Source organism: Chondromyces crocatus (genome assembly GCF_001189295.1).
GTDB classification, from domain to species: Bacteria; Myxococcota_A; Polyangia; order Polyangiales; family Polyangiaceae; genus Chondromyces; species Chondromyces crocatus.
The window spans coordinates 3,574,144-3,599,300 of the sequence record NZ_CP012159.1; the positions used below are offsets into that span (position 1 = coordinate 3,574,144).

Genomic DNA, 25,157 nt, shown 5'->3' on the forward strand with positions numbered 1-25,157 from the left:
CGTCACCCGGGGGTCACAGACGGGTGTCGACCTCGATCTCGGCGCTCATCCCGGGCCGCAGTGCGACCCCTGGCGGCACCTCCGTGAGGCGCACCCGCACGGGCAACCGCTGCACCACCTTGGTGAAGTTGCCGCTCGCGTTGTCGGGCGGAAGCAGCGCGAACTTCGCGCCCGTCGCCGCCGAGAAGCTCTCCAGCTCTCCCTTGAGGGGCGCTCCTGGGTAGGCGTCGACGCGCACCATGACCGGCTGACCCGTGTGCATGTGCGCGAGCTGCGTCTCCTTGAAGTTCGCCGTCACCCACACCTGCCGCGTGGGCACGAGCTGCCCCACGGGGGCGCCCGCCGAGAGCGTCTGCCCCACGACGATGTTCTTCTTCGAGACCACCCCATCCTGCGGCGCGCGGATCGTGGTGTACGACAGGTCCAGCGCGGCCAGGTCCCGCGCCGCCTGCGCCGTCGCCACCTGCGCCCGCGCCGCCCGCGCCCGCGCTTGCGCTTGCTGCACCACCACGTCGACCTCCCGCGCCTGCACCGCGCGCGCGGAGGCTTCTTGCACGCGGCTGCTCGCCGCCACCGCCGTCGACCGCAGCCCGCTCAGCGCTGCTTGCGCCTGGGTCAGCGCCGCCGACGCGCTGTCGAAGGTCGTGTTCACCCGGTCCAGCTCCGCCTGCGAGATCGCCCCGCCCTCGAACAGCCGCACGGTGCGCTCCTTCTCGCTCGTCGCCTGCTGGAGCGCCGCCTGCGCTGCCGTCACCCGGGCTTGCCCCTCCGCGATCTGATCCTTCGACGAGAGCGCGCCCGCGCGTGACGCTTGCAGCGACGCCTCCGTCACCGACCGGTTCCCGAGCGCCGTGATCTCCGCGACCTGCGCGTCGGCCTCGGCCGCCTCGGCGCTGGCGATCGCCACCTTCAGGTTCGCCTCGGCCTGCGCGAGCCGCGCCTTGCTCGGGGCGTCGTCCAGCTCGGCGAGCACCTCGCCGGTCTTCACCTCCTGGTTCTCCTCGAAGCTCACCTTCACGACCACGCCCCCGACGCGCGGGGCCACCGCCAGAAGCTCCGCGTCGATCTGCGCGTTGTCCGTAAATTCGAGGCCACGGTGCGTCACCCACCAGCCGACCCCTGCGAGCACGGTGATCGCGCCCGTGACGCCGAGCAGCAGCGCGCGCCGGGGGGCCAGGGGGGAGGTGGCATCAGGGAGGGCGAGCGTGCTGCTCATGATCTGGGCTCCAATTCAGGCAACTCTAAGTTGCCATAGTAGGTCCGCGGGGATGAAAGGCAACAATTGGTTGCCTTTGGTTTGTTCTGGCTGGACAAGAACAAGCTCTTTCCGTTGAGGTGGGACGCACGCACGCCGCCATGTCGACCCCCGAAGAACGCCGACCGCGCCGCCGCACCGAAGGCGTCCGCCCCCGGGGGCGGAGCGCGCGCGTGGTCGAGACGGTGCTGCTCGCGACCGCGGAGGAGATCGGCCGGGTCGGTTACGCAGCGCTGCGGATCGAGGACGTGGCCGAGCGCGCCGGGGTGAACAAGACCACCATCTACCGTCGCTGGCCGACGAAGCCGGCGCTGGTGGCCGCCACCCTCGGCCATTTCACCGAGCCCGAGGAGCCCCTGGAGTCCGGCTCGTTCCGCGAGGAGCTGCTGAGCGCCGTCCGCAGCTCGTGCCATCTGTGGGGCTCCGCGCTCGGCAAGGGGCTGGGGCGGATGATCCAGGACGAGCGCGCGCTCCCCGAGGTCGACGCCATCGTCCGCACGTTGCGCGACGAGTACCGGGCCAGGCGCCGGGCGATCATCGCGCGCGCCGTCGCCCGCGGTGAGGTCCCCGAAGGGAGCGACGCCGAGCTGCTCATCGACGTCACCTTTGCCCCGGTGTCTTCGCGGATGCTCCGGAGCGGGGAGCCCGTCGACGATGCCTACCTGGTGAGGCTCGTGGACTTCGTGGTCGCCGGCGCGCGCGCAGGAAACGCCGTGCCGCGCACCAGGGGCTGAAGGGGAGCGGGAGCTGGGCGTCGGGGAGGGATGGTCGCTTCGTCGAGCTTACGTAGACGCCTTCGCGCGCTGGCTGAAGCGCGCTGGCTGAAGAAGGAGGTCTATCGATGCGTGCCCGACGGGACCCTCACCTCGTCTCGCTTCTTTCGCTTTGGCTGGCACGGTGACACGATGATTCAGGAGGTGATGACGCCAGCGGTGATGCGCATTGAGCGATGTTATCACTTCGACTGCGCCGACGAGCCCGGGGCGCACCGTGAAATCCAGTGGTAGGCATGTCCTCGGAGAGGTCACGAGGACGGTCTGGGGCGACGCTTCGATGCGTGAGAGAGCCGAGGCGTCGCCCCCGGGGTGGTGAGTGCGAACGCTGTGAAGGCCGTGGCGATGGGCCACGCCGCGGCAGGATGGAGGCCCGGGTGGAGAGGGGAGTGAGCGGAGAGAGCCAGACCCGAGAGCTGCAGGCGTTGCGCGTCTGGTACGCGGATGAGCGCGCCCAAGCGTGTGTCGTGTATGGGTCCGTGGAGGCCGACAAGGGGGCTGTCATCGAGCATTTCCTGCGCGAGACGGGGGCTCCCGGCGTGCAGCAGGTCATGGTGCGGGTGGGCCGGGTTCAGGGGGCCCCCTTCGAGCAAGACGTCCTCGCGGCGATCGCGGCAGCGCTGTGGCCCGAGGAAGCTCCTTTCATGGAGGACCTCTTCGGGCTGCGTGAGCGGTTGCTGAATCACCTCGCCAACCGCGATCAGGAGAACGACGATGCTCCTCTCCTGCTGTCGCTGGTCGATCTCGACGCCTGCCTCGACTGGCCCGAGGCCGCGAGGGCCTCCGTGGTGGCCTCGCTGGGGCCTGCGGTGCGCGTCGTCGTCGCCATCACCGGGGAGCGCGATGCGGGGGAAGCGTGGTCACGACGGCTCGGGTTGGGTGCCGAGGACGTGACCTTGGTCGGCGTGGATGCGGAGACGTGGAGGGCGTTCGATCTGGGGTCTCTGAGGCTCGTCGCAGCGTCGCTCATGGCGTGGTGTAGCGTGCAGCGAGAGACGGAGATCGTGGGGTTGCTCTCGTTGGTCTCGCGGGCGCTGGCTCCCCTCGAACTCGTGGATGTGGCCTCCGTGCTGGGTCGGAGCGAGGCCGAGGTGCGGGCGTTGATCGAGGCGCATCGAGACAGCTTGTCGATGCTCGTCACCTGGGAGGGAGAAGCGCTGCGCGCCATCCGGTTCACGCATGAGGCGTTCTGCACGGTGTGGGAGGAGGCGCGCGACACCATCGAGGAGGCGGTGGACCCTCTGGACGCGATGAGGGATGCGGCGGCGTTTCACCATGCCGATCCCTTCGCCGAGGCCGCCAGACGCTTCGTCCTTTCGCGCATCGCGCGCAGCGACGAAGAGAGCGACGGAGGGACCTACCTGCGTCGCTTCGCTGGCGATCATTGGCGGCTGTCGATGGGGCAATCGGCAGAGTTCGCGACGCCAGAGGGCCTCGCGGCGCTGAGCGATCCGAGGTGGGCCTGGCCGTCGACCCGGTCGGATCTCGCGGCACGAAGGGCGGAGCTTCGGCGGGCGCGTGGCCTGATCGCTGAGCCGTCTCGGTTTCTGGCGCCCTCTGGAGGGGTGGTGGCCGCCATGGTCCGACTCGTGGAGACCGGGATCGCGCAAGGGGTGCTGGGGACGCTCCACGAACAGTGGACTCCCGGGGAACGACGACCGTGCTCGGAGGCGCTGGAAGGGGCCGACTGCGCGCTGGCCATGGCGCTGCTGGCCCTCGCGGTACACGCGCACCCGCATGATCCGGGCGAGACCATGAAGCTGGGGTCGCAAAGCGCCGTCGCGTCGTCTCCGGGTGGCGTGGCGAGGCCGCTTCGGCACGAACTCATCGCGCAGGCGCTTGCGCTCGCGGTCCGGGGTGGCGCCGGATGGCAGGCGCCACAGGCGCTGCTTCTCGTGGCGCGCGCGGCGTCCGAGGTCGATGCCTCCGAGGCCGCCGAGTTCGCGCGGCGAGCCCTCGCCTTGGTGGATACGCGAGGAGAAGCACTGAGCTTTTCCGACTGGCTCGCTGCGGTCGACCTCGTGCCCGTTGCCGAGGCCGAGCCCCTCGTGGAGAAGACGCTCGCCGAGCTTCGGTCGCGCGCGAATCCTGGGCGGTGGCTCGCTCGCCTCGGAAGCGCGGAGGGACTCTCCACGGCGCTCGCGTCGAGGCTCTTTCGGCTGGCGATGGACCTGCCACCTGCATCCCGCGCGAACGCGCTGGCGCCTCTCCTGGGGAGGCTGCCGGCCGAAGCGCGAGAGCGCGCGCTGTCCGTCATGTTCGAGGCTTTCTTCGAGGGGGAAGATGCGGGGGACGAGGGGGAGGCGGGAGGGGAAGGGGAGTTCGACGGCGAAGGGGAGGCGGGAGGCGAGGAGGCTGCGCTGGAGGATGGGGGAGATGCTGGTGAGCTGCTCGACCACGGTGCGTGTACCGAGGCGCTGGCTCCTTTTCTGAACCTGGCGCAGGTCGTGCGGCTGCGCGGGGAGGCGATGGGAGGGATGGGGGAGCCTCTCGCGCGACGCTTTGCCGAGCTGGGTGAGACAGGCGATGAGCTCGAGACCATCGACACGCTGTGCGGAGGCGGCGTCGATGGTGCGCGCGCGCTGCTGAGGGCGGCGTCGACCCCGGGGGGGCGCGCGTTGGTTTCTGCAGCGCAGGGGGCCGTGGCGGCGCTCACCCCTGCCTGGGTCGCGGCGTCGCTCGTGCGGGATCAGGCGGAGGCTGCCCTCCAGGTGCTCGGCCTGGATCAGGCTGTCGCGCTCGCCGAGCGAGGAGGAGACGAGGCGTCGCTCTTCGGTCGGATCACGGCGCTGGTCGCGCTCTGTCGGGTGGCGTCCGAGGCGCTCCGTCCTGGGCTCGCCACGCGTGTGGTCGCGGCGTACAGGGACGATCCCGGCAGCGAAGGGCTGGAGAGCGTGATGCGCTGTGCGCCGTGGATGGCGCTGGAGGATGCGGCGTGGCTGCTGTCCGTGAGCCTTGGCGACGCGGCAGGGGCGGCGACGCTGGTCTCCACGCTGAGCGGCTGGGGAGGCGTGGAGATGCTCGCGCCGGTGGTCGCGAGGCTTGGTGGAGACGAGGCGGTCGACGCGGTGGCAGCCGCTGCACAGCGGCAGACGGAGTGCTGGGCGGAGATGGCGCGGGTACGGCTGGAGGGGGACGGAAGCACGCCGCTGGAGTCGCGTACTTCTGCGGTGTGAAGGAGAGGGCTGACCGTGGCCGATGCCGCGACGGCCTGTGAGCGTCTGCTCCTACGCGCGCATGGAGATCGGGTGTAGAGACCGTCCCTCATGGGAACCGTGTGGCTTCATGGTGCGAGCGGGTTCGGCGTCGTCTCGGTGGAACTCGGGGGCAAGCCGCTCGTGGCCGGACGGAGCGGCGACCTGCGGCTCACCGAGGACATGATCGAGAAGAAGCATGCGCGGTTCGTGCTTCGGGACGGGAAGGTCTTCGTGACGCCCATGGGGCGCGGGGACGTGAGCGTCGGGGTGGAGCGGATCTCGGGCGAGAAGGAGGTGGCGCCAGGGGACCTGGTCCTTCTGTCGACGCATGCCGTGATCTTCGTCGCCGCTGACGTGGACCCGACGCCCTCGAAGAAGGCGCGTGATGCGCTCCGCGATCTCTCGCGTTCCGAGCGCGATCGGCTCCTCGTGCGGCTCCTGGAGCTTCCCGCGCCGAAGCTCGTGGCGCTGGTGGTGAGCGATGTTCTCTTGCTCCCGGCGCGTCGGGCGCATGCCGTCGCATCGACCTTGAAGACCGTGCTCGACCGGCTGGCCGAGCGCGCCGACCGGCCGCCGGAGGACAGCATGTCGGCGCTCCGCTCGCTGCTCCGGACCGAGAAGCCAGCGTCGGCGGTGCTGGCCGACGAGGAGGCGCTGGCGCGGCGACGGGCGGCTGAGGCAGCAGCACCTCCTCCGCCACCCATCGACGAGGACGCGGATCCCGAGCTTTCGGCAGGGACGGGGACGCCGACGCGGGCGTGGAATGTGGTGCCCGCCGACGGGGACGTAGGGCACGGCTTCTCGTTCGGGGTGCCGCCCATCCCGGTGGCACAGTGGCCACGGTCGCGTCGCGATGGCGTGCCGATGGTGCACCTCGGCACGCTGCTGGTGCCGGCCGAGTACCGGGTGGGTGGTGAGGGGAAGGTCGCGATCGCCCTCTTCCAGGCCGACGATCACACGCGGCGAGAGGTCGAAGGAGCGCCGCGTCACGAGGGGGATGCGTGGGTGATGGAAGACGAGATCGGTGGCGGTTACGCGCTGATCTGGCTCGACGCGCCGACGTTCGCGCAGGGGCAAGGCCGCGAGGTTCCCGCGGGGGTGCAGACGAAACCACCGCAGTACCTGCGTCTCCGGGCGCGCATCGGCGATCCCAGCGTCGGCGCGGTGATCCCCGACTGGGATGCCGCCGAGGACGATGCCATCATCCCCGGCTCCGACGCCTGGGAAAAGCTGGACCTCGCGCGGTACTCGTTCCAGCGGAGCAAGGCGCTCGTCCACTTCGGTGGGACGTCGATGGCCTGTGACAACTTCGCCCATGGCCTCGGGCCGGTGTACGTCGGCGTGGAGCACGCCTTCGGGGGCGCCAATTTCGGTGGGGGCAATGCGGTGATCGATCTGGTGCGCAAGGAAACCGTCTTCGGGCAGTAATCCTCGGAGAAAGGCGCACGGGGCGAGGACTCGGGTCATCACCTGATGCGTGCGTGGTGAGGACTGCGGACCTCACCCGGGGGGAACATCGCGAGGGGACGGCTGGCCATGCCCCTCGCGCGTGCTGGCCATGCCCCTCACGCGTGAAGACCGTCGCGACGGAGGTCTCCGTCCATCGAACGGCAGCCACCGAGGGCGCCGATCCTCCGGGGTGACCAGGAGCATCAGACACCCGAAAGTCTTCGAGAATCAGGAGCGGAAGTGTGCGCCATGGGTGGCCTGTGGTGTGCATCGAGCGCGCGCATGCACTCCCTGGATCGAGGGCGAGCAACCGTTTTGCGCATGAACACCTCCCGGGAGGAAACACCTCTCGGGGGAGTGAAAGGAGTCACGGGCATGAGGATGGGTTCGGGGCGGTTCAGGGTGGTCTGTGCCTCGGTGGAGGAACACCACCGCATGCATGCCCTTCGTCTGGCGAGCAGCTTCGAGCGTGCCCTCTCGACGAGGTCCTTCCGTCTGCCCTTCGACATGGTCAGGGCCGCAGCGATCTTCAGCGAGCTGCCGGACGCGGAGCTGGTCTTCGGCGGCGGGAGGAGCTCGGGCCATGGCGCGCTGCCGGTCTCCAGCTCCGTCGCGGCGCAGATCGCGGACGTGGCGAACTTCCTGGATGACGCGGCGGCCCCGCTCCTGCCGACCTTGCGCGCGGCCATCGAAGCGGCGATCGCGCAGGTCTTCACCGGGCTCGACGCGCAGAAGGAGGCACCCTGGCTGACGCTGAGTGAGGAAGAGGGCGTGACGCGCTACCGTTACAACCTCTTCTTCGCGGCAGCCCACCCGTCGATTGGGGGACCCGCCTTGCGCGCCTTCCCCCTTTCCCTCTGCGTGCAGGTCGACAAGCCGGTCGCCGAGGTCCTCTCCTTCGTGCCGACCACCGAGGCCGTCTTCCGGCTGACCTACGGCGCGCTGGTCTTCGAGCAGCGTCTCCCGAGCGCCTGAAGTCGCCTCAGATCCCGCTCCCTTCGAGCGAGATCGTCTCGTCTTCGTGCAGGGTCGAGCTGGCCGCGTCGCTCGGCAGGTCCTGGATCAACTCCAGCAGGTTCCCGTCGGGATCGCGCAGGTGCGCGATGCGCAGCCCCCAGTCGGGCATGTCCCTCGGCGCACCCAGGAGCGCCACGCCCCGCTGGCCGAGCGCGACGGCGAGCGCGTCCACGTCCTCGATCCGCAGGATGAGCACGAAGCGATCCTGACCTTCGCCTTCGCGAGGCAGCTTGGCCGTGCCCACCGTGCTCGCCATCAGCTCGCGGCGGAACAGCCCGATCGTTCCGCCGTCGGGCAGGTCGAAGCTCGCGTAGGGGCCGGAGGCGTCACCCCAGGTCAGGGTGAGACCGAGCGCTTCCCGGTAGAACTGGAACATCTCTTCGAAACGCACGACCAGAAGGCGGACGTTGTCGAGCTTCATCCGGTGGGTCTCCTCATGTTCATGGGGGATGGGTCGTCAGAGCCGGCGGCTTCAGGTCGAGGCGGGATCCTCGACGCGGCCGACGAACAGGATCATGCCGGAGCGCACGTCGCGGATGAAGAACAGGAAGGGGTGATCCGCGTGGAAATCGACGATCGGCTCCGGCCTCGGGGCGGCGCTGCGGACGCCCATGATGACGCCCGTCGCGGCGGCGGCCTCGGTCCCTTGCTCGTCGACCTTCACGAACGCCTTGTGAAGGACCTGGGTGATCAGGAGCCGGTTGCTCGGGTTCGTGGGGTTGGCGATGCCGGTGAAGTCCGCGCGTCGCTCGTCGAAGGCGTCGGGCATGCCCAGCGTGGAGAGCGGGTTGCGGAGCGCATAGACGCTCGGGGACAGCTCGAACTGCGGGAGGGCGACGTTGACCTTCGCCCGGGAAGCGGCCTGGATCCAGGAGGACAGCTTGTCGGCCGTGAGCTGCTTCTCGACGGCGGGGAGTCCTTTCTTGTCGTCGGGCAAGACGAGCGTCATCGAGAGTTCGTCGCCCTTGTAGGGCAGCTCGAGCACGCGCAGTCCGTCGACCGCGGCGTACTTGAAGTGGCTGGTGAGGTTCATGGTCGGGACGTCCTTCGCGGCGCCCTTGCTTCCATGGAAAGGGGCAGGCCGGGTGGAGGCCTTGGGGAAGGGGGTCACCCAGCTGCCGAGGAAGTAGATGGCGTTCACCAGGACGAGGCGGGTGCTGGTGTCGAGCACGCCGCTCGGGATCAGGTTCTTGATCCGATCCTGGGTCTCCTTCTCGACCCAGCCGTTGATGCGGGCGCGCGCCGTCTCGGGGGCCTTCGCCGAGCTGGCGAAGTCCGTCGGCTCCAGCGGGGCGCTGAAGGAGGTGGCGGTCTTCTTCAGGAAGGCGTCCTCGAAGGTGAAGGTCTTTTCCCCGAAGAGGCGGTTGGCGACGCGCAGCGTGTAGGCCGTGCGGGAGGCGTCGTTCCACACCGAGAGCTGCTTGCCGGCGGCCTCGAAGACGGCGTCTTGCCCGCCGGTGAGGTGCAGGACCTTGGCCATCTGAGATGCGGTCTCGCCCTTGGCTCCACCCCAGGTCATGGTCAGGGCGAGGGTGATGCTCGCGGGCGAGAAGGCGAGGTTCCCTTCCTTGGTGCGGAGCTGGGCGTAGAGATCGGTCGCGAAGGCGTTGCTGCTGGCGGCGAGGTCCATGCTCTCTCCCTCGGTGGGCGGGCTGGGGCGGGGCGCGGCGGACGGCGAGTCGCCCTCGGTGGTAGCCCCCGTGGGCGCGCTCTGGGTCGCGCTGGGCGCGGTCGGGGTGGTCGTCGTGTCGGTGGTCGACGAGGTGGTTCCGCTCGGTCCGCACGCCACGGCGAGCAGGGGCAAGAGGCAAAGAGCAAAGCGCATGGGTCGACTCCTCTCGGTCGTCCGGCGGATGGGGCTCGCCGGGCGTCGTTGATGCGCGGCAGGGTAACCGATGGGCGGCGTCGGAGCGATGGGCTCCATGAGGCGAGGCGCGCGTCCGTGGAGGCCGGACTCAGGCCACCTGCGCCGGTCCAGGCTGGGCGCGACGCTGGCCTTCCCAGGGAGAGACCTTGAGGAGCTTCCAGCCGCGTGCGCGGGTGACCTCGTCGAGTTCACCGCGCGAGGCGAGGCGGAGAGCGCGTGCGAGATCCTCGATGCGATCGAAGCGATCGGCTGACTTCTTGGCGAGGCCGATGGCGAGCACCAGCTCGACGTCGCTGGGGAGCTGCACGAACTGCGACGGTGCGGTCGGTTGCGCGAACATCACCTTGTAAGCGATCTGTGCGGCGTCGTCGCCTTCGAAGGGGGCGCTGCCGGTGAGCGAGCGGTAGGCGATGGCGGTGGCGGCGTAGAGATCCGTGCGGTGATCCACCTCGCCAGCGAGCTGCTCGGCGGCCATGTACGAAGGCGTGCCGAGGATCTGGCCCTGGGTGAGGGTGCTGGTGGTGCCGAGCGCCTTGGCCACGCCGAAGTCGAGCACCTTCCACAGTGACGGGCCCGCAGGGCGCCCACGCTGGGTCGGCGCCTGGCGTGCGAGGACGATGTTCCCCGGCTTGAGATCGCGGTGGACGATGCCAGCCTCGCGCATGACGGCGAGGGCCTTGGCGAGCTGCTCGACGAGATCGACGACCTCGCCGAGGGGGAGTGGACCGCGGCGGCGGAGGTGCCAGCCGAGGTCGTTGCCATCGAGCAGCTCCATGACCAGGAACGGCGCGCCGTCCGGAGCGCGGCCCAGGTCGATGACGTCGACGATGTGCGGCGTGCGTACGGCCGCGGCGATCTCGGCTTCCTGCAGGAAGCGGCGGACCTGCTCCTCGTCGTCGAGGAGGCCGAGGTGCATGATCTTGATGGCCACCTGGCGAGCGGTGATCACGTCCTCGGCGCGGTACACCTCGCCCATGCCACCGCGGCCGAGCAGCTCGCCGAGGCGGTAGCCGCCGAGGACCTGGCCGGTGCGACGGCCCTCGCCGGCCTGGAGGGCCCGATCGAGTTCGCGACGCGCTTCCGCGAGCTGGGCGTCGCGCTGGCGGATCTGCATCGCGGCGCGCTGCGCCTGGTGGACGGCGTTCTCCAGCGCCGCGCGGTTGCGCTGGGCCATGAACAGCGTGATGGCGAAGAAGACCTGCGACATGCCGACCTGGAACCACTGGACGGCTGGCGGCACACCGGCGACCGAGAAGAGGGCGATGTCGGGGAGCAGCCCCGAGGCGATGCCCGCGGAGAAGAAGAAGTAGAGGATCGCGATGGTGGCGTAGGCGGCGATGCTGGAGCTTCGGTTCCCGCTGGTGGAGAAGAAATGGATGCCGAGGATGAGCACCATGCTCCCGGCGCAGAAGATGCCGATGAAGTACAGGATCGCGGTGCCGACGAGACAGCACCCGGCGGCGAGGAGCGTGACGCGGGGCCCGGTGTAGCGTGCGGGATCCTTGGCCAGGTGACGGCCGATGGCCGTGAGGATGACGCACACGACGAGGACGACGCCGGCCATGATGCGGGCGTCGCCAGGGAACGGGAGGAGCGGGACGCAGAGCAGGTTCGCGGCCGCGAGGAGCAGGGCGGAGGGAAAGAAAATACGGGCACGCGCGACCTCTTCTCGGTGCAGCACGTCGCCAATCGACAGCGAAGGCAACCCGCTCTCGGGGGTGAGGGATGCCTGCAAGGTCGCGGGGGTCTTTCCACCAGAGTCCATCGGATCGCGGCGAGCGTAGCCAGACCTGGCGCGGATCGGGCCAGCTTTCCGGCGTTGACGCGGTGCGTTCTCGATGCCGTGCTGGCGTGGTCCGGGGCTTTACATCGGGCGAAGCACCCCGTAGGTCGGTGATCCGACCGACGAACCAAGGAGAAGTCGCATGGAGTACCGCACGCTCGGCAGGAGTGGCGTCAAGGTCTCGACGCTGTGTCTCGGGGCGATGACCTTCGGCGAAGCCGACGAGAAGAGCATGATGCACGGCATCTCGTGCGACGAGGACACGTCGCACCGGATCATGAGCCGCGCCCTCGAGCTGGGGATCAACTTCATCGATACCGCCGACATCTACGGACAGGACGGCCTGTCAGAGCGGGTCGTCGGAAGCTGGCTCGCGAAGGGGCAGCACCGGGACCAGGTGGTGCTGGCCACGAAGTTCAGGTTCCGGATGTCCGAGGGGCCGAATGGCTCCGGGGCGTCCCGCTACCGGATCATGCGCGCCGTGGAGGCGAGCTTGCGCAGGCTCCAGACCGATCGCATCGACCTCTACCAGATCCACATGCAGGACATCGACACGCCGGAGGACGAGATCCTGCGCGCGCTGGACGACCTGATCACCCAGGGCAAGGTGCTGTACCTGGGGGCCAGCAACTACACGGCCTACCGGCTCGTGGACAGCCTGTGGACCAGCAAGAGCGAGGGGCGAGCGCGCTTCGTGAGCCTCCAGATGCAGTACAGCCTGCTCGTGCGCGAGCTGGAGCGGGAGCACATCCCCCTGTGTCAGAAGTTCGGCCTCGGCGTGCTGCCGTGGTCCCCGCTCGCGGGAGGCTTTCTGACCGGCAAGTACGACAAGGATCAGCCGCCTCCGGCTGGTACCCGGCTCGAGAAGTGGAAGGAGCGGCTGTCGAGGTACGACTCACCCAGGAACTGGCGGATCATCGATGCGGTGCGCGCACTGGCGACGGAGCGGGGGTCGACGCCGACGGCGGTGTCGCTGGCGTGGCTCGTCCAGAAGCCCACCGTGAGCTCGGCGATCTTCGGTGCGCGCAGCCTCGATCAGCTCGAGCAGTGCGCGGCGGCGGCCAAGGTGACGCTGTCGGACGAGGACATGAAGCGCCTGGACGAGGCGAGCGCGTTCGACCTGGGCTACCCCTACGACTTCATGGGACACATCCAGAAGCGCTGGTGAACGCCTGGAAGCGCGGATGAACGTCTGGAAGCGCCGATGAACGCCGGGCGGACCGAGCTGACCCGTCCGCAGCGTGCGACATCGAGGCGCTCTGGAATCTCCGGTCTTTACCAGCCCCTGCGAGGGTGACATACTCGCGTCGTGGAGCAGGGGCGACCCGGCTCCACGGACCCGTAGATCAGGGTACTGGAGCGCCAGCGTTTCCTCACGGAACGCGTTTTGTTGCAATCGCAACTTCCCCGCAGCACAGGGGACGAGCTCGCCTGACGGGATCCTGGGCGCCTTCGCGGAACGCGGAGGATGCCCCGTCTTGTCGCTGCACGGCTGCGCAGGCTAGATTGAGCGTCCGGCCTTGGATGTTCTGTCGGGTCGCGACGCAGGAGGCGCAGCGTGAGGCTCACGTCACAGGACTACTGGAAGCGACACTGGCAGGACTACGGTGACGATCTCAGCGAGGGCTGTGAGCTCTACGACGACGTCGCGCCCTTCCTCCCTCCCGGTGAGGGGCGCAGCTTCCTGGAGATCGGCTGCGCTCCTGGGCGAATCCTCGCAGATTTCTGCGGCCGCCTCGGGTTCACCGCGTACGGCCTGGACTACACCGCCGATCCCGAGGTGATCGAGAACAACCTGCGCAAGCGCGGGCTCGACGTCGGCAAGATCCACAAGGCGGACTTCTTCACGTGGGAGAGCGAGGAGCGCTTCGACGTGGTCGCCTCGTTCGGGTTCATCGAGCACTTCGAGGACGCCGACCGTGTGGTCGATCGGCACTTCGAGCTGTGCAAGCCGGGCGGCACGGTGGTGATCGGGATGCCGAACTTCGGAGGCGCGCAGCGGGCGCTGCACTGGCTCCTCGATCGGAAGAACCTCCTGCGGCACAACACGAAGATCATGAACCTGCCCTTCCTCGAGTCCGCGGCGGCCAGGAACGGCGCGGAGCTCGTGCAGGCCCGCTACACGGGCGGCCATTTCCACTTCTGGGTGGAGGACGACGCGCCGGTCCTGGCGCAGAAGGCCGTCCGCCGGCTGACGGGGCCGCTGCGCTTCGTGGCGAACCGGGTGGTCCCTGGCGAAAGCAACCCGTGGTTCTCGCCTTTCCTCTTCGCCATCTACCGGGTGCCGGGGGCCGAAGTGAAGGCCGCCGCCGCCGCGTGACGACACGATGGTGAGTTCCTCGGATGCACGTGGCGTGAGTCCCTCGCAAAGTGAGGCCCAGGGTCCCCCCGACGTCGTCGACCAGGACGCCGATCGTCGCTTTCGGGAGCGCGCCCTCGCGCTCGGCTGGAACCCCGACGACGTCTTCGTCGGTGGCTACGTGTCCTGGGAGTGGGAGCGCAGCCGGCACGCCTTCCAGGCGATCTTCGGATCCGTCCGGAGGTTGCGGGTGCTGGAGCTGGGTTGCCATCTCGGGGCGACGGGCATCGTGCTCGCGTCGCTCGGCGCGGAGGTGACTGGCGTCGACATCAGCGAGAAATACGTCGAGCTGGCCCAGCTCAACGCGGCGAGGCACGGCCTCGGGGACCGGGTGCGGGTGATGCATCTGCCCGACACGACGCGCATGCCCTTCGAGTCGGGCTCGTTCGACGTGATCTCCTGCAACAGCGTGCTGGAGTACGTGCCGCCGGAGATCCTCGGCGCGGTGCAGCGCGAGATCGATCGCGTCCTCGCCCCGGGTGGGTACGTGGTGGTGCTCGGCACGAGCAACCGCCTGTGGCCGAAGGAGTCCCACTCCGCTCGCTGGGGCGTGAGCTACGTGCCGCAGCGGCTCCAGCAAGCCTTGCTCGGGTTTCGCGTCGAGAGCGTGTCGCCGTTCAGGTTGCGCGCGGGGTTCGCCGGCTACCGCGATCTGGGGCTGCGGGACGGTGGAAAGCTGCTGATGGATCTGAAGACGCGGATGGGCGTCAGCGGCAAGCGGAGGCAGGTGCTCTCGGCCGCGAACCGGCTGCTCTTGCCTCTGGGGGCCCACGTGGGCTTCATCTCCCCGACCATCACGATGATCCTGCAGAAACCTTAGGGGTTCTATGAGCGACAGGACGCGGGTCTACATCACGGTCGACGTGGAGTGCGCCGAGGAGCGGATGGGCGAGGGGCGGGTCAAGCCGCCGATCGGCTACGACGTCCGGGTGTGGGGCCGCCTGGTGAACCAGCGGGAGCCGCTGGGCATCGAGCGGATCATGCGGGAGCTGGAGGCCTGCGGGCTGCGCGGCACGTTCTACATGGAGGCCCTGGGCGCTCGCTATTTCGGCGTCTCGAAGCTGCGCGAGATCTGCACCGCGCTCCGGAGCCGCGGGCACGACGTGCAGCTCCACATGCACCCCGTGCAGCGGGTGGCCGATTTCATGAGCCGTGGCGAGTCCAGAGCGCCGGACGACATCGCCGCATACACGGAAGCAGAGCAGGTCGCGCTGCTGATGGAGGGCCGCTCCTTGCTCGCGGAGGCCGGCGTGCCCGAGTCCGAGATCGTGTCGTACCGGGCCGGGAATTTCGGCGCGAGCAACGCGATCTGGGGGGCGATGAAGCAAGCCGGGATCGCCCTGAGCAGCAACTACAACCCCTGCTACTTCTCCAAGAACTGCCGCATGCGCCTGAACGAACCCGCGCTCGGCCTGTTCCGCTCTCCGGAGTCGGGCGTGTGGGAGCTACCCATCACCAACTTCACCGAGCTGCGTGGTGGCTACAGGCACCTGCAGATCAGCGCCGTCTCCGTCGGGGAGACCATCAAGTGCTTGCGGCGCTACCGGGCGCTCGGCGTGCGCGAGGTGACGCTGGTGACGCACTCGTTCGAGTTCTTCTTCCTGGACGAGCCCGAGCGCCGACGGGGACGGCCGAACCAGATCAACCTGGAGCGGCTGCGCGGTCTGTGCCGCTACCTGCAGCAGCACGCCGACGAGTTCGAGGTGGACACGGTCGGTGCGCTCGGGCAGCGGCTTTTGCGGGGAGAGGAGACGGCTCGGCCGGTGCGCGGTGCTTATCCGCGACTGGGGCCGCTCCCGTATGCCCGCCGCCTCGCCGAGCAAGCCCTGAAGCGGGTCGCGCAGCGCGTTTCGTTCAAGTAGGGGCGCAGGCCCGCCAGGCGGCACGCTCGTGACACCTCCGGACGGCGCGGGGCTTGCCCTTCCGGCCTGGATGATGAGCAGCGTGAAAGCAGGCACGCTCGTGGTGGTGGCCCTGGCACTCGCTGCCTGTGCGGGGGCATCGCAGCGCGGGCGAGCGCCAGCGGGGCCAGAGAGCACGGAGATGTGGGAGAGTCAGGTGCTCGACGAAGGGCCGAGGGAAGTCCCCCGGCGCCTTGCGCCACCTGGGCGAGCGACCCCAGGGGCGAACCTGGACGGCTGGTTGAACACGATGCCCGGGGGCGTGTCGCCCGCATTGCCCGATGACATGCCCGGTGCCTTCGAGGGTCTGCCGCCAGGTGGGAGCGGTGCAGCGCCGGGGACGAGATCGGTGCCCCCGTCCCAGTGGGAAGGGCCGGACGCGCAGCGACCCCATGACCCGCTGCTGCGGCGATGACGGTAGACCCGTACGGGGTGCGAACGAAACGCGAGGCGCGGCCACGGCATGAGCGACTAGACTGCGCCGGATGAGCTGGATCGACGCGCTCCTCCTCGGAATCCTGGAGGGGCTGACGGAGTTTTTGCCTGTCTCGTCGACGGGACACCTGATCCTGCTCGGGTCGTGGCTCGGACACGAGGACGAGGCCGCGAAGACCCTCGAGGTGGTGATCCAGCTCGGGGCGGTGATGGCGGTGGTGGTGTACTACCGCAACCGGCTGCTGGACCTCGGGCGCGGTGTGCTGGCGCGGGATCCGGCCAGCTTGCGGTTCGTGATGGCGCTGGGCATCGCGTTCATGCCCGCTGCGGGCCTCGGCTACCTGCTCCACAAGAAGATCAAGGCGCTGCTGTTCGGGCCGATGCCGGTGGCGGTGGCCTTGATCGTCGGTGGCGTCGTGATGATCGCGATGGAGCGGCTCCAGCGAAAGCGCGGGCAGGAAGGGCTGACGCGCCTGCAGGACGTCACCCCCAAGCGCGCACTGATCATCGGCATCGCGCAAGCGTTCGCGCTGTGGCCGGGGGCGTCGCGGTCGATGTCGAGCATCCTGGGGGGGCAGCTCGTCGGCCTGAGCACGGCGGCGGCGGCGGAGTTCTCGTTCCTGCTCGCGATCCCCACGCTGGGTGCGGCGACGGTCTTCGACCTCGTGAAGAACGGGCAGACGTTGCTCGATGCGCCAGGGGGGATGCTGAACCTCGGCGTGGGGCTCGTGGTCTCCTTCATCGTGGCGTTGCTGGTCATCTCGGGCTTCCTCCGTTACCTGAAACGGTTCGGTCTCACGCCGTTCGGGTGGTACCGGATCGCGCTCGGCGTCCTGGTGCTCGCGCTCGCATCCCGGTAGGCAGCGCCGGCGGCTGCGGTAAGCTCGCAGGCGCCATGTTCCGTCGAACATTCCCCCCCCTCGTGTTCCTGAGCAGCGTGGTGGCCGGGTGCTCGGGCGCGCCGGCGACCACGGTCCACGCGCCCGCGCGGAAGGTGACGGAGGCGCCGAGCGCTCCTGTGGAGACGGCGATGCCTGCCCGCTGGGTGGTGTCGGGAGGAGCGACGCTGGTGGGGCCCAGCGTGGAAGGCGGGACGCTGGTGCTGCTGGGGGGGCGCCGTGGCGTCGTGTCGGCCGATGGAGCGCTGCGGACCTCGAAGGAGGTCGACCCGGAGCCGCTGGAGGAGGTGCTCGAGGTGCCCGCCGTCGAGCCCTCGGGCAAGCCGCGCGTCGTGCTGCGGGGGGCCCATGGCATCTACCGCCTCGATGAGCCCCTGGGGCCGCTGGTCCCGCTGGCCCACGCCGAGAGCGTGGTGCAGCGGCTCGGTTCGGCGCCTGGCAGGGTCATGGTGTTCCTCGTGGGGCCCGCGAGGCCACAGAGCATCGACGTGGAGACGGGGAAGCCGAACCCGCTCGCGAACCTGCCCTTGCCCCCCCTCAGCGCGCTGAGGTTCCTGGATGCGAAGGTGGGGGCTGCGCTCTTCGAAGTCTCGGGCCTGGCGGTGACCAGCGATGGGGGAGCGACCTGGCGGCTCCCGTCGGGTGGGGAGCGGAGAGCCGCGCTGCGGATGCGTGGTCTACGCGTCCGGGGTGGGGAGCTGCGCGCTTACATCGATGAGCACGGCTCGGCAGAGAAGGCGATCGACGCGGCGACCGGGCGGCTCTCGGCGATCGAAGCCCAGCCTGCTGCCGCAGCGTCCGAGCCGGCCTTGCTGCGCTGGGTGCGCCGGACAGGGCGTGATCCGCTGGAGGCCGCCGTGGTGAGCGGGGTCGCGGCCGCGACCGGGACCGCCGTCGTGGCCAGCCACGGGCTCGCAGCGCGGGTCGACCTCGTGACGGGGAACGTGCTGGAGCTTGCTTCGATCTCGCAGGTGGAAGAGCCCGAGACATGCGGTGTGGGGGGCACGGCGCGAGCCGCCTGGGTGGCGTGCGCCATGGATGACAAGTCCACCCGCGATGTCTACGAGCCCTTCGGGGTGGTGCGGATCCCTCTCGGCGAGGAGCGGCTCGTGGTGGAGCCGCCCACCCTCGTGCTCGATGGAGCGCAGCCGCTGCGCACCTCTCCCAGCGGCGGCGTGATGCTGGTCGGGCCTTGCAAGGACGGGGCGGAAGGAAACGTCTGTGTCCGGCAGCCGAACGGGAAGTGGCTCACGCTGATCGCCTCCGGCGACCCTTACGGCAGTGGCGCTGGTGCTTTGCTGGGAGGTCGCGTGGCGCAACTCGGAGGCCTCTGGCGTGGCGACGAGATGCCGCCCTTGCAGTCGGACAAGGCCCTTGATGGGAAGGGTGGCGACGAGGAGGAGGGAGCGTCGGACACCTGGGTCGGACCGTTCATGACGGCGACGGGACCCGATGGCCATGTCGTGCGCGTGGGCTCTCTCGGATGGGGGAGCGAGATCACCGGCGGTGGAGAGGAGGTGGACGAACTGCAGTTGCTGAGCCCGATCGAGGAGGGAGAGGATCACGCCCTGTCGTTCGTGCTCAAGAACGGTGGGTCGATCTGGTCTGTGGTGCAGCCGTCGGGCGAGGGGCCCTACGTGCTCACCGCGCTCACCGACACGAAGCACGCCTCGATCCGTCAAGGCCATGGCCTCGCGCTGGGAGAGAATGGAGAGGTGCAAGGCTCGCTCGACGGCGGGCGGAGCTGGGTCCACATCGCGGCGCCGGCGGCCGTGCGAAGCGCGATCGGCCAGATGGATTTCCATCATGCCGCGGACTCGGAGGAGACGCTCTCGGTGGGGACGGTGGGCATGAAGATCGACACCCACCTCCGGCTTGGCTGGGGGCCTGCCGGCGGCGGGATCGCGCTGGCCGCTGCAGCACGCTCGGGCTCAGGAGTTCCCGACGCGACCCCGGCGAGCGAGGCGCCAGCGACCCCGGCGGGAGCAGGGACGCTCCTTTCCCGCCCCGTGCGCGAGCGCGCTGCACCCGAGCGCATCCTCGGCTGCGCTTCTCGTGGCCCCGCGCAAGGGCTCGCCGTGCTGGGGTCACCCCTGCAGCTGAGTGAGCTGCTCAGCCGTCGCACCAAGCGGCCTCCCACCGCGGCAGACGAGAGGCAGAGCACCGCCACCCAGGGACGCTGGGGCGTGCTGGATGCCATGGGCCTCCTCGAAGCGCGGCGTCCGAGCGCCCCGGCGAATGCTGCGCTCACCTGGACCCTGCACTGGCTCGATCCGAGCGAGGTGGGGAGCAAGCTGCGCTCGTGGACGGGCAAGGCGCCGCCTGGCGTGACCCAGAACGCGACTCTCTCCGCGGTAGCCGCATCCGGAGATCGCGCCCTGTTTTCCATCCGCGCAGGGCACGACAACCTGCTCGTCCGGGTGAAATCGGCTGGTGGTATCGAGGTCGCGAAGGTGCCGTGGAACCTGCTCCCCACGGGTGACGTCGTCTTCGGCACGGAGAAGGGAGAGACGATCGCGTGGGAGCGTGAAGCCCAGGTCCTGGCGTGGAGGAGCGGGGAGCCGCCGCGCGTCCTGGCCCCTGCTGCCCTGTTCACCGGGCGCACGACGCTCGGGCAGCCGACGGCGCGAGGTGTTCCGCTGCTCCTCTACAGTGTCGAGCAGCCAATTCTCCGGATGCTCTCGCTCGACGTGCCTGGCGCGAATGCGCCCGACGCGCTTTCCAACCCGACGGTGGCCGCGCTCCCGCTCGACGGCTGGACGCCCTCGCTCGACCTCCACGAGCGCCTCGGAACGCTCCCCGCATGCGGCGCCCGCCCACAAGGCGTGCACTTCCGCATCGGCCGCTCGCGTGGCGAGGGACTGGTCGACGGGTCACGCAGGGACATCCGGACGGCCCTCTACGACGTCTGGGTCCACGAACGGGAGGCCTGCGTGAGCCACGTGGTGGCCCTGCTGGATCCTCAGCCTGGGTCCCCACCTCCCCAGCTGGCGACATCTTCAGCGCCTCCCGCGGGTCCGATTCGCTTCGTGCGGATGGACCTGGTCGGCAAGCGCGCCGACGGGGGTGACCGCGGGGCAGCGAGCACGCTCCAGCGGTTGACGTGCACCCTGGAACCACGTCCCTGAGGCGGCTCCGCTCCAGCGCCGTGAGCACGGCGCCCCACCTCGGCCCGGGTCATCGTATGAGCCTCCAGCGCATGAGCCTCCTTCGCTTCCCTCCTCCTCGCGCTCGCGCCCAGCTCCTGGCCCCGGTCGTCATGGCCGTCGCCGCAGGAACTGCGTGCAACACCGGCGTGAACACCCGCGGAACCTCCTCCGTCTCCCCGCCCGCCCAGCCCTCCGTCACTCGTGTCGGACCTCCCCGCCCGGCGTCCTCCACGTCGCCCGCGCCCGCACTCCCCGTGGCGCCCGAAGAGCCTGCCGTGCCCCTCGGGCCTGCGCGCAAGGTGAGCGTCGATGGCTCGACCGCCTGCGCAGTGCTCACCAGCGGCCGGGTGGCGTGCTGGGGGGCGCTTCAGACTGGCCCGAGCGACGTCGTCTTGACGGGAACCCCGCGCCTCGTGAAGGGGCTCGAAGAGGTGGTCGACGTGATCGTCGGCGACCTGAGCTGCGCCCGAACGACGAGCGGACCCGTGAAGTGCTGGGCCTTCGGCGAGCAAGCCCGTCCCCTCGCCGGCACCGAGGACGCGCGCGACGTGGCGCGGACCTCCGCTGGCGTGTGCGTGGTGCTGTCCAGCGGCGCGGTCCGTTGCTTCGACATGCAAGGGCGAGGCACGGACCTGCCCGCGCTCTCCCGCGTGGTCGCGCTGAGCGACACCTCCCTGGGTCGAACCTGCGCCGCCCTGGAGGACGGCCGCGTCGCCTGCATTTCTCAGGACGACGACAGCATCGGTGTCCGCCTGTCGCAGAAGCCCACCTTGCTGCCCGGCATTCGCAACGCCATCGATGTGGTCAACATGAACCAGTGGCGGGTGTGCGCGATCACCCGGCAGGGCACCGTCCAGTGCGTCGCGTCTCCGGTCGCTGCCTGGACCGGGCCCAGCGCGGCGCAGCAGCTCTTCGAAGCGCACGCCCTCGGCCCTTGCTACCGGCAACATCAACGTGTCGGCTGCCTCTCGGCGGGCGGAGCGCGCGCGCGCGACCTCGACCTCGGGGGCGCCGCCGTCGACCTCTCGTGCAGCTCGTCCACATGCTGCGCCGTGCTGGAGCGAGGCGAGGTGAGCTGCTTCGGATCGAACGAGAGCGGCCAGCTCGGCGACGGGAACGACGTGAACCGCCCGGACCCAGCGCCTGTCCCCCGAGCCCAGGGGCTACGCAAGGTGCTCGCTGGGCACCAGGAGACGATGGCGCTCACCCACGACGGCCGCCTCCTCGCCTGGGGGCAAAGGCAGCCCATCCACACGCCACGGACCTTCGAGACCAAGGTGCGCGACCTCCGGCACGCCCTCCACTGGCTCGTCCGGACCGAGGCCGAAGCGCTCTGGCTCGGGACGCCCATCCGGGGCGAGTGGCTCTGGTGGAAGGCCCCCGCCCATGGAAAGACCGTGCGCGACGTGAGCATCGACGTGCACGACACCGTGTGCATTGCGAGCGACGACGGCCGGGTCCACTGCGCCTTCGGCACCGACGAGGACGCGCCTCGCGCTGGCAAATGGCTCCCGATGGCCGGCTTCACCGACATCGTCGCGCTCGACGCCCACGGGAGCACCACCTGCGGACGCCGGAAGAGCGGCGAACTCGTCTGCTTCACCGACACACGCTTCGAGGGGGACGTCGCCCTCCCGCACCACGAGCCCAGGCCCGTCGGTCACGTCGTGAAGTCCCTGTCCCCTGTCCGCGCCATGTCGCTCCCGATCGTCCAGCACACCGACGGCCAGGTGTCGGAGCTCGGCTACCCGGACCAGCAGCACCTCACTGGCATGCCGCGGCCCGAACTCCAGGGCTTCGAGAACATCGCCGCCGGGGATGACATGAGCTGCGGGCTGAGAGCCGGACAGGCGTTTTGCTCGGGAGGCCACAACGCCGAGGGACAGCTCGGCCGCGGTCACCTGGGCCGTCCGAAGACCCCCGTCGACCGGGTGGCCAGTGACGTCGCGCTCTCGGGCTTCAGCGTGGGGTTCAACCACGTGTGCGCCCTCGATCCTGCTGGCCAGGCATGGTGCTGGGGAAACGACGCCCTCGGGCAGCTCGGCCGAGGTCGGCGCGTGGTGAGCAGCGCGCCGCAGCGGGTGGTCCTCCTCGGTCCTTGAGGCGTATCGCGCCGCATGGGCATCAGCTCCCGGAGGTCATGCCGGCTTGACGTAGCCCTCGGGGATCCAGTGCTGACGACCATCCCGCATCGTGACGAGGTAGCTCCCTGAGCCGAGCTGCGCGACCGTCCCCGGGTAGTGCTTGCCATCGGACCAGACGACGAGGACCGCGCTGCCGATCCGGGGTGCCGTTCGAGTGAATGAGTCGAACGCCGTTCCCAGCTCCTTGAAGCCCGAGACCAGCGCGTTCCCGACCGACTGCACGGCCTGGCCAGCCTTCTGCTCGAAGGACTGGGGAGCTTGCGGCGTCGGGGGAGCCTGTGGCGTCTGGGGAGCCTGTGGCGACGAGGGAGAGGCGAAGGGGATCGCACCAGGAGGCGGTGATGCGTACGCGCCAGCCATGGGCGCCCGTCCAGGTGGAGCCAGGTGCGAGGCCGATGCTCCAGGCGAAGCCGGTGCGACGGGTGACGTTGGTGCGACGGGTGACGTTGGTGCGACGGGTGACGTTGGTGCGACGGGTGACGTTGGTGCGATGGGTGACGCCGGTGTGATGGGCGAGACCGGCGTGAGCGGTGACCCTGATGTGACCGGCGAAGCGGGGATGACGGGGGAGGCGGACACGACGGGTGGACCGGATGCTTCTGGCGAAGCCAGCGCGACCGGGGGAGCTGGCGTGGCGGGTGGACCCGACGCGTCCGGCGAACCTGATGTGACGGGAGAGGCGGACACGAACGGCGCTCCGGAAGGCGCAGGCGATGGGGTCGCGGTGGAGGGCTTCTGGAGGGGGGCGCTCCGCGGGGCTCCGCCCGAAGCGAGCCGAGCCGCCTCTTGCTCCATCATGGCCAGGAAGGGAGCCACCAGCGCGGGCTCCTGTACGAGCCGCGAGTTCCAGTGGAATGCCATCTGAGACCATCGCAGCGCATCGATCCCGACCCGGAGCAACGTGACCGTCAGCCCTGACGCCATCGCCTCTCCGCAGACGGCTGCGTAGTCATCGAGGCCGATCTGCGGCGCCGGGCCGCGCCTGTTCGAGAGCGCCGCGTGGTACGCAGGCTGGTACCGCAAGGCCACCGCGCCATTCAGGGAGAGGTCCCTCAGCCGGCTCGTCCAGCCCGAGCGTGCCGCGTCCCAGTCTGCGCGCGCGATGCCGCGCGGCGCGAGGGCCTGGGCTACCCGCTCGGGATCATGAGGAGCGTCAGTGATCTCTGCACAAATCTCGGCGTACTGCTCGATGGAGAGGCCAGCGATGGGAGCGAGCGGATCCATGATGCCAAGCCAAGCCGGGCTTCGCGCGAAGGTCAAGCGACGCACGCGATGACGTGACCCGTCGCGCCTCGTGCCTGCGACGCGATCTTCGTATCCGGCATGAGCGATACACCTCTACGACCCTGTAGAGGTGCGTGGGCGACGAGCCGAGCCAGCGTGAGACGAGCGTCGTATCTGGCATGAGCGATACACCTCTACCGACCCTGTAGAGGAGCGTGGACGACGAACCGAGCCAGCGTGAGACGAGCGTCGTATCCGGCATGAGCGATACACCTCTACGGACGCTGATGAGCGTGGACGACGAGCGGATTCCACGCGAGATCATCGCCATGAGTCATGCATCCCAGATGACCTGTCCCGACCGCGACGAGTCCACCGGGTGCACGGTCCGCTGCAGCGCCGACGCTGGCTGGGCGCCTTGGCGAACGAACAGCGGGTGGTGGTAGAATAGGGAGCAGGATATGGCGAGCGAGCATAGGCACGGGGACCATGGCGAGGAAGGTGACGTCGCCGTCGAGCGTGAGCGCAAGGTCGAGCGCGCCAAGCGTTACCAGGTCGTCTTTCACAACGACGACTACACGACCAAATGGTTCGTGGTCGAAGTGCTCACGACCTTTTTCCACATGTCCGAGACCCACGCGACGGCGTTCATGCTCATCGTGCATCAGAATGGACGCGGTGTTGCCGGCGTCTACACCAAGGATATTGCCGAGACGAAGGCCGTTCAGGTGCTCGAGTACGCTCGCGAGTGTGGCATGCCGCTGCGCCTGACCGTGGAGCCCGACGACGAGTAGAACGCGCGCCAGCTGCACGGTACGCGCCCCTCGACTGCACCCACTCCGACGCGCCGCGCTTCCTGTGTCGCCCGTGCGGGCACGACGCTGGGCCGCTCCCGAGCCACGGACGAGTGTGTCGCCTCAGGTGTTGCGGTACTGCTCGTAGATGCCCAGAGCCCAGCGCCCGGCAGGGTGCTCTCGCCAGGCTTGCACCCGGGCGCGCAGCTCGGAAGGCAGCGCATCCACGGAGGGCAGGCGAGCCCCATAGCGCGATGGAAAGAGGACCGGCGCCGCCAAGCTGGCGAAGGTGAGATCCGCGGCGCTCAGCCGCGTGCCCACCAGGAAGGGCCTGCCGTCGAGGAGCCGCTCACCCACCCGTGCGAACGTCGTACCGATCTTGGTGAGCGAGCGCTCGGTGCTGGCTGGCGTGATGTCGAGGCTCTTGCGCAGCACCACGCGGAGCAGCGGCAACATCACGGTGAAACTGACGAGCTGCCAGGGCTGGGCGCCTGGCGACGCGAGCTTCATCAAGAGGCCCGTGTTGCGGAGCAGGTGAAAGTAGACCAACCGTCGCGTGTGCGGGCCGAGGTCCTTGTCGAGCTGAGCCTCGAAGGCCTCGATTTCCCGGCGCTCGGCCTCGGTGTCGCCGTAGAGGCCCCGTTCCGGTGTCGCCTTCCGGCTCGCCCACTGCATGATTGCTGTGGAGTCGGGGAAGACACCATCGTCCTCGATGAGCAGCGGCACCTGGCGCGTACCACCCGCGCGGAGCGACACGGGCGCATGGAACGGCGGGAGGTACGCCTCCTCCGTGAATGCAACGCCCGCATACTCCAGCGCCCAGCGCGCTTTCTCACAGTAATGACTGAAGGGGATGGTGATGAGGCGAGGCAGCGACATGGGCGCGCTGCCTTCGTATCACGCCCCACGTC

At 69.4% G+C, this 25,157-nt stretch carries 20 protein-coding genes; 14 read left to right on the forward strand and 6 right to left on the reverse strand.

Annotation, left to right across the window (positions count from 1 at the left end; genetic code table 11):
* Positions 1–13: 13 nt before the first annotated feature.
* Positions 14–1,216 carry an HlyD family secretion protein gene (locus CMC5_RS13340; RefSeq protein ID WP_050430767.1) on the reverse strand — a complete coding sequence of 401 codons (1,203 nt, stop codon included), beginning with the start codon at positions 1,214–1,216 and terminating at the stop codon, positions 14–16.
* A 140-nt stretch (positions 1,217–1,356) separates the two neighbouring features.
* Between CMC5_RS13340 and CMC5_RS13345 the strand changes: the two genes are divergently transcribed.
* The 4 genes from CMC5_RS13345 to CMC5_RS13360 all read left to right on the forward strand — a co-directional run bounded on the left by CMC5_RS13345 (position 1,357) and on the right by CMC5_RS13360 (position 7,649).
* Entirely contained in the window at positions 1,357–1,989 is a 633-nt protein-coding gene (locus CMC5_RS13345) for a TetR/AcrR family transcriptional regulator (protein ID WP_050430768.1), read from the forward strand.
* A gap of 428 nt (positions 1,990–2,417) precedes the next feature.
* On the forward strand, positions 2,418–5,204 hold the full coding sequence (locus CMC5_RS13350) for a hypothetical protein (RefSeq protein WP_050430769.1): 2,787 nt from the start codon (positions 2,418–2,420) through the stop codon (positions 5,202–5,204).
* 90 nt (positions 5,205–5,294) lie between these two features.
* Positions 5,295–6,653: an FHA domain-containing protein gene (locus tag CMC5_RS13355; protein WP_050430770.1), complete on the forward strand. Its 1,359-nt coding sequence runs from the start codon at positions 5,295–5,297 to the stop codon at positions 6,651–6,653.
* 402 nt (positions 6,654–7,055) lie between these two features.
* On the forward strand, positions 7,056–7,649 hold the full coding sequence (locus CMC5_RS13360) for a hypothetical protein (protein WP_281180884.1): 594 nt from the start codon (positions 7,056–7,058) through the stop codon (positions 7,647–7,649).
* Between the two features lie 7 nt (positions 7,650–7,656).
* Here the strand turns inward: CMC5_RS13360 and CMC5_RS13365 are convergent, their stop codons facing one another.
* From CMC5_RS13365 to CMC5_RS13380, 3 genes are all read right to left on the reverse strand, one after another.
* Positions 7,657–8,112 (reverse strand): VOC family protein, encoded by a 456-nt coding sequence (locus CMC5_RS13365; protein ID WP_050430772.1) that lies wholly within the window; start codon positions 8,110–8,112, stop codon positions 7,657–7,659.
* Between the two features lie 51 nt (positions 8,113–8,163).
* The gene (locus CMC5_RS13370) at positions 8,164–9,516 is read right to left on the reverse strand and encodes a serpin family protein (protein WP_156338548.1); all 1,353 of its coding nucleotides are present in this window, start codon (positions 9,514–9,516) and stop codon (positions 8,164–8,166) included.
* A gap of 130 nt (positions 9,517–9,646) precedes the next feature.
* Positions 9,647–11,323 (reverse strand): serine/threonine-protein kinase, encoded by a 1,677-nt coding sequence (locus tag CMC5_RS13380; protein WP_050430775.1) that lies wholly within the window; start codon positions 11,321–11,323, stop codon positions 9,647–9,649.
* Positions 11,324–11,483: 160 nt separating this feature from the next.
* On the opposite strand from CMC5_RS13380, the gene CMC5_RS13385 reads away from it, so the two are divergent.
* From CMC5_RS13385 to CMC5_RS13415, 8 genes are all read left to right on the forward strand, one after another.
* Entirely contained in the window at positions 11,484–12,509 is a 1,026-nt protein-coding gene (locus CMC5_RS13385; protein ID WP_050430776.1) for an aldo/keto reductase, read from the forward strand.
* 390 nt (positions 12,510–12,899) lie between these two features.
* Positions 12,900–13,661, forward strand: coding sequence for a class I SAM-dependent methyltransferase (locus tag CMC5_RS13390; RefSeq protein WP_082362455.1), 762 nt, complete (start codon positions 12,900–12,902; stop codon positions 13,659–13,661).
* 34 nt (positions 13,662–13,695) lie between these two features.
* A complete protein-coding gene (locus CMC5_RS13395) occupies positions 13,696–14,520 on the forward strand; it encodes a class I SAM-dependent methyltransferase (protein WP_245678425.1) in 825 nt (274 codons plus the stop codon).
* Between the two features lie 7 nt (positions 14,521–14,527).
* Positions 14,528–15,562, forward strand: coding sequence for a polysaccharide deacetylase family protein (locus CMC5_RS13400; RefSeq protein WP_050430778.1), 1,035 nt, complete (start codon positions 14,528–14,530; stop codon positions 15,560–15,562).
* Between the two features lie 82 nt (positions 15,563–15,644).
* Positions 15,645–16,016 (forward strand): hypothetical protein, encoded by a 372-nt coding sequence (locus CMC5_RS44430; RefSeq protein WP_156338549.1) that lies wholly within the window; start codon positions 15,645–15,647, stop codon positions 16,014–16,016.
* Between the two features lie 70 nt (positions 16,017–16,086).
* Positions 16,087–16,896: an undecaprenyl-diphosphate phosphatase gene (locus tag CMC5_RS13405; RefSeq protein WP_050430779.1), complete on the forward strand. Its 810-nt coding sequence runs from the start codon at positions 16,087–16,089 to the stop codon at positions 16,894–16,896.
* Between the two features lie 35 nt (positions 16,897–16,931).
* A complete protein-coding gene (locus CMC5_RS13410; protein WP_156338550.1) occupies positions 16,932–20,063 on the forward strand; it encodes a hypothetical protein in 3,132 nt (1,043 codons plus the stop codon).
* 71 nt (positions 20,064–20,134) lie between these two features.
* Positions 20,135–22,186 (forward strand): RCC1 domain-containing protein, encoded by a 2,052-nt coding sequence (locus CMC5_RS13415; protein ID WP_169796531.1) that lies wholly within the window; start codon positions 20,135–20,137, stop codon positions 22,184–22,186.
* 36 nt (positions 22,187–22,222) lie between these two features.
* Here the strand turns inward: CMC5_RS13415 and CMC5_RS13420 are convergent, their stop codons facing one another.
* Positions 22,223–22,588, reverse strand: coding sequence for a tudor domain-containing protein (locus CMC5_RS13420; protein ID WP_050430782.1), 366 nt, complete (start codon positions 22,586–22,588; stop codon positions 22,223–22,225).
* A 130-nt stretch (positions 22,589–22,718) separates the two neighbouring features.
* Here CMC5_RS13420 and CMC5_RS13425 point away from each other — a divergent pair, with 130 nt between their 5' ends.
* Both CMC5_RS13425 and CMC5_RS13440 read left to right on the forward strand, forming a co-directional pair.
* On the forward strand, positions 22,719–23,093 hold the full coding sequence (locus CMC5_RS13425; protein ID WP_156338551.1) for a hypothetical protein: 375 nt from the start codon (positions 22,719–22,721) through the stop codon (positions 23,091–23,093).
* 820 nt (positions 23,094–23,913) lie between these two features.
* Positions 23,914–24,246: an ATP-dependent Clp protease adaptor ClpS gene (locus tag CMC5_RS13440; RefSeq protein ID WP_050430786.1), complete on the forward strand. Its 333-nt coding sequence runs from the start codon at positions 23,914–23,916 to the stop codon at positions 24,244–24,246.
* A gap of 123 nt (positions 24,247–24,369) precedes the next feature.
* On the opposite strand, the gene CMC5_RS13445 is transcribed toward CMC5_RS13440, so the two are convergent.
* Positions 24,370–25,125 carry a glutathione S-transferase family protein gene (locus CMC5_RS13445; RefSeq protein WP_050430787.1) on the reverse strand — a complete coding sequence of 252 codons (756 nt, stop codon included), beginning with the start codon at positions 25,123–25,125 and terminating at the stop codon, positions 24,370–24,372.
* Between the last annotated feature and the right edge of the window lie 32 nt (positions 25,126–25,157).

What these genes read in the sequence shown, in the direction of transcription:
- CMC5_RS13340 (WP_050430767.1), bottom strand. Translation starts at nt 1,216, where the DNA reads ATGAGCAGCACGCTCGCCCTCCCTGATGCCACCTCCCCCCTGGCCCCC.
- CMC5_RS13345 (WP_050430768.1), top strand. Translation starts at nt 1,357, where the DNA reads ATGTCGACCCCCGAAGAACGCCGACCGCGCCGCCGCACCGAAGGCGTC.
- CMC5_RS13355 (WP_050430770.1), top strand. Translation starts at nt 5,295, where the DNA reads ATGGGAACCGTGTGGCTTCATGGTGCGAGCGGGTTCGGCGTCGTCTCG.
- CMC5_RS13360 (WP_281180884.1), top strand. Translation starts at nt 7,056, where the DNA reads ATGGGTTCGGGGCGGTTCAGGGTGGTCTGTGCCTCGGTGGAGGAACAC.
- CMC5_RS13365 (WP_050430772.1), bottom strand. Translation starts at nt 8,112, where the DNA reads ATGAAGCTCGACAACGTCCGCCTTCTGGTCGTGCGTTTCGAAGAGATG.
- CMC5_RS13370 (WP_156338548.1), bottom strand. Translation starts at nt 9,516, where the DNA reads ATGCGCTTTGCTCTTTGCCTCTTGCCCCTGCTCGCCGTGGCGTGCGGA.
- CMC5_RS13380 (WP_050430775.1), bottom strand. Translation starts at nt 11,323, where the DNA reads ATGGACTCTGGTGGAAAGACCCCCGCGACCTTGCAGGCATCCCTCACC.
- CMC5_RS13385 (WP_050430776.1), top strand. Translation starts at nt 11,484, where the DNA reads ATGGAGTACCGCACGCTCGGCAGGAGTGGCGTCAAGGTCTCGACGCTG.
- CMC5_RS13400 (WP_050430778.1), top strand. Translation starts at nt 14,528, where the DNA reads ATGAGCGACAGGACGCGGGTCTACATCACGGTCGACGTGGAGTGCGCC.
- CMC5_RS13405 (WP_050430779.1), top strand. Translation starts at nt 16,087, where the DNA reads ATGAGCTGGATCGACGCGCTCCTCCTCGGAATCCTGGAGGGGCTGACG.
- CMC5_RS13410 (WP_156338550.1), top strand. Translation starts at nt 16,932, where the DNA reads ATGTTCCGTCGAACATTCCCCCCCCTCGTGTTCCTGAGCAGCGTGGTG.
- CMC5_RS13415 (WP_169796531.1), top strand. Translation starts at nt 20,135, where the DNA reads ATGAGCCTCCTTCGCTTCCCTCCTCCTCGCGCTCGCGCCCAGCTCCTG.
- CMC5_RS13420 (WP_050430782.1), bottom strand. Translation starts at nt 22,588, where the DNA reads ATGGCTGGCGCGTACGCATCACCGCCTCCTGGTGCGATCCCCTTCGCC.
- CMC5_RS13425 (WP_156338551.1), top strand. Translation starts at nt 22,719, where the DNA reads ATGGGTGACGCCGGTGTGATGGGCGAGACCGGCGTGAGCGGTGACCCT.
- CMC5_RS13440 (WP_050430786.1), top strand. Translation starts at nt 23,914, where the DNA reads ATGGCGAGCGAGCATAGGCACGGGGACCATGGCGAGGAAGGTGACGTC.
- CMC5_RS13445 (WP_050430787.1), bottom strand. Translation starts at nt 25,125, where the DNA reads ATGTCGCTGCCTCGCCTCATCACCATCCCCTTCAGTCATTACTGTGAG.